This is a genomic window from Pseudomonas sp. 7P_10.2_Bac1 (genome assembly GCF_025465935.1).
GTDB lineage: Bacteria > Pseudomonadota > Gammaproteobacteria > Pseudomonadales > Pseudomonadaceae > Aquipseudomonas.
In genome coordinates this window covers 81,019-89,197 of sequence record NZ_JANLNV010000079.1, presented here as the reverse complement: position 1 = coordinate 89,197, position 8,179 = coordinate 81,019, and the positions used below count along the sequence as shown (strand labels likewise).

The 8,179-nt window shown below is 58.8% G+C and carries 3 protein-coding genes; 2 read left to right on the top strand and 1 reads right to left on the bottom strand.

The annotated features are described in order from the left end of the window. Positions 1 to 230: 230 nt before the first annotated feature. Positions 231 to 1,694 carry a glyceraldehyde-3-phosphate dehydrogenase gene (locus NTD86_RS16955; protein ID WP_262203885.1) on the bottom strand — a complete coding sequence of 488 codons (1,464 nt, stop codon included), beginning with the start codon at positions 1,692 to 1,694 and terminating at the stop codon, positions 231 to 233. Between the two features lie 287 nt (positions 1,695 to 1,981). On the opposite strand from NTD86_RS16955, the gene mfd reads away from it, so the two are divergent. Both mfd and NTD86_RS16945 read left to right on the top strand, forming a co-directional pair. Further along, a complete protein-coding gene (gene mfd, locus NTD86_RS16950) occupies positions 1,982 to 5,431 on the top strand; it encodes a transcription-repair coupling factor (protein WP_262203884.1) in 3,450 nt (1,149 codons plus the stop codon). A gap of 24 nt (positions 5,432 to 5,455) precedes the next feature. Then, complete coding sequence (locus tag NTD86_RS16945) at positions 5,456 to 8,158, top strand: DEAD/DEAH box helicase (protein ID WP_262203883.1); 2,703 nt, start codon at positions 5,456 to 5,458, stop codon at positions 8,156 to 8,158. Positions 8,159 to 8,179 lie beyond the last annotated feature (21 nt).

Below are 8,179 nucleotides of genomic sequence, written 5' to 3'. Positions count from 1 at the left end.
AGCTCGCTCCTACAGGGTTTTAAAAACCGCGCCAGGCCTGTGGCTCACCGGGAAACAAACACGAACGTCGCGTGGCGCAAACCGCTTAGCGAATCAGCACATCCCTGTAGGAGCGAGCTTGCCTCGCGATCTTTTGATCCTTTAAAAGATCGCGAGGCGAGCTCCTACAGGGCTTTAAATGCCGCCCATAAAAAAACCCCGATTTCTCGGGGTTCTTCTATGGGTGGTGCTTAGCGTGGAAACGCTGGCGGGTTAACCCCGGCCATGTCTTCCATCACACGCACTACCTGGCAGCTGTAACCGAATTCGTTGTCGTACCACACATACAGCACAACGCGGTTGTCATTGCAGATAGTCGCTTCAGCATCCACCACACCGGCGTGACGCGAACCTACGAAGTCAGTCGACACCACTTCTTGCGAGCTCACGAAGTCGATTTGCTTGTGCAGATCGGAATGCAGGGCCATGTGACGCAGGTAGTCGTTCATTTCGTCGCGGGTTGCCGACTTCTCAAGGTTCAGGTTGAGAATGGCCATCGACACGTTTGGCGTTGGAACGCGGATCGCGTTACCGGTCAGCTTGCCAGCCAGCTCAGGCAGGGCCTTGGCAGCAGCAGTCGCAGCACCGGTCTCGGTGATAACCATGTTCAGCGCAGCGCTGCGGCCACGGCGATCGCCTTTGTGGAAGTTGTCGATCAGGTTCTGGTCGTTGGTGTACGAGTGAACGGTTTCAACGTGGCCGTTGACGATACCGAACTTGTCGTTGACAGCCTTGAGCACCGGCACGATGGCGTTGGTGGTGCAGGAGGCCGCCGAAACGATCTTGTCGTCTGCGGTGATTTCGTTGTGGTTGATACCGTGAACGATGTTCTTGAGCTTGCCTTTGCCAGGCGCGGTCAGAACAACGCGGTCAATACCCGGGCACTGCAGGTGCTGGCCCAGACCGTCGGCGTCACGCCATACACCGGTGTTGTCCACCAGCAGGGCGTTCTGGATGCCGTACTGGGTGTAATCCACCTCGGTCGGGTTCTTCGCGTAGATCACCTGGATCAGGTTGCCGTTGGCGGTGATGGTGTTGTTTTCTTCATCCACCACGATGGTGCCGTCGAACGGACCATGTACCGAGTCACGACGCAGCAGGCTGGCGCGCTTGACCAGGTCGTTTTCGGCGCCTTTGCGCACAACGATGGCACGCAGACGCAGGCCGTCGCCACCACCGGTTTTTTCGATCAGGATGCGTGCCAGCAGACGGCCAATACGACCGAAGCCGTACAACACAACGTCAGTGCCTTTACGTGCGCAAGCGTTTTGCTGACCGACTACATCGGCCAGTTCTTCACGAACGAACTGCTCGGCAGTACGGCCATTGCCTTCAGCCTTGAACTTGACTGCCAGCTTGCCCAGGTCAACCGAGGCGGCACCGAGCTTGAGCTCGCTCATCGCCTTGAGCAGCGGGAAAGTTTCGTGCACGGACAATTCGCTGTCATCGGACTGGCGATGACGAGCAAAGCGGTGCGCTTTGAGAATCGCAATGACTGAACGGTTGATCAGGCTGCGGCCATAGATCGAACTCACCACATTGTTATTGCGGTAAAGCTGACCGATGAGCGGAATCATCGCTTCTGCGAGTGCTTCACGGTCGATCCATTCACCAAGACACTGGTCGGGCTTCTGAGTCACGGGAACCTTCCACATGTAGGGGCTGAAAAAAGGGGCTACATTATGCAGTTGTGTCCATGCCTGGGCAATGCACGCCTGTCATACACCCTTACTGAAACGTTTAAGCTCCAATAAATAAAGGCAAATAATTTTCTAACAATCAGCTTTTCCGCGGTTCAGGGCCGGGCCGCAACATTCTCTAGCCCCTGGTTTTGCACCCTAAAGCACTGATTTCAATACTCCATTAAAGACGGCAACTGACAGCCACCCCCTTGGCCGTTACAATTGGCCTCTTTGCCGCAACGCTTGGAGCTCAACCTTCCGTGCCCGTCCTGCGTCTACCCAAACTCCCTGCCAAGGCAGGAAAACAGCACTGGAGCAATCTGCCCGGTGCTGCCCTGAGCCTCGCCATTGCCGAAGCTGCCAGCGCTGCCCAGCGCTTCACCCTGCTCCTGACGGCTGACAGCCAAAGTGCTGAGCGTCTCGAACAGGAACTACGGTTTTTCGCCCCCGATTTGCCGGTGCTGCATTTCCCTGACTGGGAAACCCTGCCCTACGACCTGTTCTCGCCGCACCAAGACATCATTTCCCAGCGCATCGCCAGCCTCTACAGGCTGCCAGAGCTGGACCACGGGGTTTTGGTAGTGCCCATTACCACCGCCCTACATCGCCTGGCGCCGACCAAGTTCCTGTTGGGTAGCAGCCTGGTGCTGGATGTAGGCCAAAAACTCGACGTCGAGCAAATGCGCACGCGTCTTGAGGCCAGTGGTTATCGCTGCGTCGACACCGTGTATGAGCACGGCGAATTCGCGGTGCGGGGTGCGCTGATCGACCTGTTCCCGATGGGCAGTAAACTGCCGTACCGGATCGATCTGTTCGATGATGAAATCGAAACCCTGCGCACCTTCGACCCCGAGAACCAGCGCTCCATCGACAAAGTGGAATCGGTGCGTTTGCTGCCAGCCCGTGAGTTCCCGCTGCAAAAGGACGCTGTGACCCGTTTCAAGGCACGCTTTCGTGAACGTTTCGATGTCGATTTCCGCCGCTGTCCGATTTTTCAGGACCTGACCAGCGGAATTACCCCCGCGGGCATCGAGTATTACCTGCCACTGTTTTTCGAAGAAACCTCGACACTGTTCGACTACCTGCCGGGGGACACCCAAGTGTTCTCGCTACCGGGTATCGAGCAGGCAGCAGAAAACTTCTGGTCGGATGTGCGCAACCGCTATGAAGAACGCAGGGTTGATCCGTCGCGGCCCTTGTTACCGCCAGCCGAATTGTTCCTGCCAGTAGAAGACTGCTTCGCCCGTCTTAAAAGTTGGCCGCGCGTGGTGGCCAGCCAGGACGACATCGACGCAGGCAGCAGCCGCGAGCGTTTCCCTGCACAAGCGCTACCGAATCTGGCGATTGAAGCCAAGGCCAGCCAGCCGCTGGCGGCGCTGTCAGGGTTTCTCGAACAGTTTGATGGCCGCGTACTGTTCACCGCTGAATCAGCCGGGCGCCGCGAAGTGCTGCTCGAACTGCTGGAGCGGCTAAAGCTACGTCCGAAGAACGTCGACAACTGGGCTGATTTTGTCGCCAGCAAACATCGCCTGGCGATCACCATCGCTCCGCTGGATGAAGGCTTGCTGCTGGACGATCCGGCCCTCGCACTGATCGCCGAAAGCCCGCTGTTCGGGCAACGCGTGATGCAACGTCGGCGCCGCGAAAAACGTGCAGACGCCAACAACGACGCGGTGATCAAGAACCTCACCGAGCTGCGTGAAGGCGCGCCGGTGGTGCACATTGACCACGGCGTGGGGCGCTACCAAGGGCTGGCGACGCTGGAAGTCGACAATCAGGTAGCCGAGTTCCTGACCCTCGAGTACGCCGAGGGCGCCAAGCTGTATGTGCCGGTGGCCAACCTGCACCTGATCGCCCGCTACACCGGCAGTGATGACGAACTGGCGCCGCTGCATCGCCTGGGCTCTGAAACCTGGCAAAAAGCCAAGCGCAAAGCCGCCGAACAAGTGCGTGACGTGGCCGCCGAGTTGCTCGACATCTATGCTCGCCGCGCGGCCCGCGAAGGCTACGCGTTTGCCGATCCGAAAGCCGATTACGCAACGTTCAGTGCTGGCTTCCCGTTTGAAGAAACACCGGACCAGCAAACCACCATCGAAGCCGTGCGCGCCGACATGTTGTCGCCCAAGCCGATGGACCGCCTGGTGTGTGGTGACGTGGGCTTTGGTAAAACCGAAGTGGCCATGCGCGCCGCCTTTATTGCCGTTCACGGTGGCCGTCAGGTGGCGATTCTGGTGCCAACCACCCTGCTCGCCCAGCAGCACTACAACAGCTTCCGCGACCGTTTTGCCGACTGGCCGGTGCGCGTCGAAGTAATGAGCCGCTTCAAGTCCGCCAAAGAAATCAACCAGGCCGTGGCCGACCTGGCCGAAGGCAAGATCGACATCGTGATCGGCACGCACAAGCTGCTGCAGGACGACGTCAAAATCAAAAACCTGGGGCTGGTGATCATCGACGAAGAACACCGTTTCGGGGTGCGCCAAAAGGAACAGCTCAAGGCCCTGCGCAGTGAGGTCGACATTCTGACCCTCACCGCTACGCCGATCCCGCGAACGCTGAACATGGCGGTATCGGGCATGCGTGACCTGTCGATCATCGCCACGCCACCGGCGCGCCGATTGTCAGTGCGCACCTTCGTCATGGAGCAAAACAACAGCACGGTCAAAGAAGCCCTGTTGCGTGAACTGCTGCGCGGCGGCCAGGTGTATTACCTGCACAACGATGTGAAAAGCATCGAGAAATGTGCCGCCGACCTTTCGGCACTGGTTCCGGAAGCGCGAATCGGCATCGGCCATGGGCAAATGCGCGAAAGCGAACTCGAACAGGTGATGAGCGACTTCTATCACAAGCGCTTCAACGTGCTGATCGCCTCCACCATCATCGAAACCGGCATCGACGTGCCGAGCGCCAACACCATCATCATCGAGCGCGCGGACAAGTTCGGCCTGGCGCAGTTGCACCAGTTGCGCGGCCGCGTTGGGCGCAGTCACCACCAGGCCTACGCGTACCTGTTGACGCCACCGCGCCAGCAAATCACCGGCGACGCGCAAAAACGCCTCGAAGCCATCGCCAACACCCAGGACCTGGGCGCCGGTTTTGTTCTGGCCACCAACGACCTGGAAATCCGCGGTGCGGGCGAGTTGCTGGGCGATGGCCAAAGCGGCCAGATCCAGGCGGTCGGCTTTACCCTGTACATGGAAATGCTCGAACGCGCGGTCAAGTCGATCCGCAAGGGCGAACAACCCAACCTCGAGCAGCCACTGGGCGGTGGTCCCGAAATCAACTTGCGGGTCCCGGCGTTGATTCCGGAATCCTATCTGCCGGACGTGCATGCGCGCCTGATCCTCTACAAGCGCATTGCCTCGGCCACGGACGAAGACGGCCTCAAGGATTTGCAGGTTGAGATGATCGACCGTTTTGGCTTACTGCCGGAGCCCACAAAGAACCTGGTGCGGATCACTCTGCTGAAATTGCAGGCCGAGCAACTGGGTATCAAGAAAATCGACGCCGGGCCGCAAGGTGGGCGCGTCGAGTTTGCCTCTGACACCCCGGTCGATCCGCTGACCCTGATCAAACTGATTCAGAGCCAGCCCAACCGCTACAAATTCGAAGGGGCGACGCTGTTCAAATTCATGGCGCCGATGGAGCGCCCGGATGAACGCTTCAACATCATTGAGGCTCTCCTGGAGCGCCTCACACCGAAGCCTTCCTGATGGGACTTGTGCAATGAAACACCCATGGACCAGAACCTGACCCCTCGGCTGACCAAGCCGCTTGCAGCGACGTGGGTCAGTCGTTTCAAAGAGCAAAGCCTGGAGCGTGGCCGCCGCTACGCCCGGGAGAACCGTGTCAGAATCGCGCAGATCGGCGATAGCCTGATTTCGGCCAGTTGCCAGGGTTCCGGGGACAACATCTATCGCCAGACCATTCAGTTACGCGAATCCGCCAAAGGCACCCTGCTGCTGGTGAGCGCGAACTGCACCTGCCCCGTGCGCACCAACTGCAAGCACACCGCTGCCGTATTACTGAAGATTGAAGACACCTTGAACTACCCCGCTGCTGCCAAGGACGCCGAACTGCTGGAAAAACTCCAGGCTGTACTCGACGCGCGTCGCCCCGCCAACCTGCCAGAAGTACTGAGCGAAGACATCCAGCCACGGCCACGGCTGTGGCTGGCCAGCGCAGAATTCAGCGCCTTTGAACCACGCAACGGGAAAATGCAGCGCTACACCCAGCACCGTGCCGCGCTGTCATTCAATTACCTGGAGCACTACGTCAGCGGGCAAAGGGCTGCCGACATTCTGGTCCGCCAAGAGCAGCAAACCCTGCGAATCAAGCGTCTGCCCGAAGCAGAACATGCCTATCGCGAACAACTGCGTGAGCTGGGTTTCAAAATTGCCACGCGCCAGAGCAAAGCACTGCCGGAAAGCGCCGGCGAGTTGTATGAAATGGTCAACGACAGCGCCTGGCTCAACTTCACCCTGAACCAGATGCCCAACCTGCGCGAACAAGGCTGGGAGCTGGAGATTGACGAAGACTTCGGCTTTGATCTGACGCCAATCGAAGACTGGTATGCCAACGTCGACGAAGCCCCGGAGCACGACTGGTTCGACCTGGAACTGGGGATCATCGTGAACGGCCAGCGCCTGAGCCTGCTGCCGATTCTGTTGAACCTGATGCGTTCGCACACCGACATCCTCAGCCCCGAAAAACTCGCCAGACGCCGCGATGATGAGCTGATTCTGGTGAATATCCCGGCAACGCCCAACAGTGGCCATGGACCACTGCAAGTTGCCCTGCCCTATGGCCGCCTGAAACCGGTGTTGGCCACCCTGGACGAGTTCTATCTGGGCGAGCCGGGGGCGACTGCCCTGCGAATCAAAAGCGCAGACGCGCCGCGTCTCAATGCACTGGACGCCATGCCGTTGCGCTGGGAAGGTGGCGAACATATTCGCGGTTTTGCGCAACGCCTGCGAGATATCAAGGACTTCAGCGTCGACGCCCCGCAAGGGTTGAATGCCAACCTGCGACCGTATCAGCTTGAAGGACTGAGCTGGATGCAGTCACTGCGCCAGCTTGAGGTCGGCGGTATTCTTGCCGATGACATGGGCCTGGGCAAAACCCTGCAAACACTGGCGCATATTCTGTCCGAGAAAGATGCCGGCCGCCTCGACCGACCGGCCATGGTAGTGATGCCCACCAGCCTGATTCCCAACTGGCTGGACGAAGCCGCGCACTTCACCCCGCAACTCAAGGTGCTGGCGCTGGTAGGCGCAACACGTAAAAAGCATTTCGAGCACCTCAACGATTACGACCTGATCCTCACCACCTATGCGCTGTTGCCCAAAGACATTGAAAAACTGGCCAAACTGCCGTTGCACGTGCTGATCCTGGACGAAGCGCAGTACATCAAAAACCCTGACAGTAAAGCGTCACTGGCGGCGTGTGAGCTGATTGCCCGTCAGCGCCTGTGCCTGAGCGGCACCCCACTGGAAAACCACTTGGGTGAACTATGGTCACTGTTCAACTTCTTGCTTCCCGGCTGGCTGGGCAACGTTAGAGCGTTCAATCACAACTACCGGATACCGATCGAGCGCCAAGGCAGCGACGAACGTTTGCAACACCTCAATGCCCGCATCAAACCTTTTCTGTTGCGCCGCACCAAGGAGCAAGTCGCCACCGAGTTGCCACCCAAAACCGAGATCATCCACTGGGTCGATCTCAACGAGGCGCAGCGTGACGTCTACGAGACCATGCGCCTGGCCATGGACAAAAAGGTTCGCGACGAAATCACCCGCAAAGGCGTGGGCCGCAGCCAGATCATCATCCTTGAGGCGTTGCTCAAACTGCGACAGGTTTGCTGTGACCTGCGCCTGGTCAGCAGCACGCCGCCGAAAAAAGGCAGTACCTCGGGCAAGCTCGACAGCTTGATGAGCATGCTCGAAGAACTATTCGCCGAGGGACGGCGCATCCTGCTGTTTTCACAGTTCACCTCGATGCTGGAACTGATCGAGGCGGAACTGAAGAAACGCGACATCCGCTACGCGTTGCTCACAGGCCAAACCCGCGATCGGCGTGCGCCGGTCAAAGACTTTCAGAGTGGCAAACTGCAGATCTTCCTCATCAGTCTCAAGGCTGGCGGCGTCGGCTTGAACCTGACCGAAGCCGACACCGTGATTCACTACGATCCGTGGTGGAACCCGGCCGCCGAAAACCAGGCCACCGACCGCGCCTATCGCATTGGCCAGGAAAAACCGGTGTTTGTGTACAAGATGATTGCGCGCGGCACGGTGGAAGAGAAAATTCAGCACCTGCAGCAGGAGAAATCAGATTTGGCGGCAGGCGTGCTGGATGGCCGCATCGCTGGCGACTGGAAACTGCAGGACGACGACATCGATGCGCTGTTTGCACCGTTGCCGCCCAAAACCGAAAAACGCTAGAAATCCGCAGGCTGCGATTTT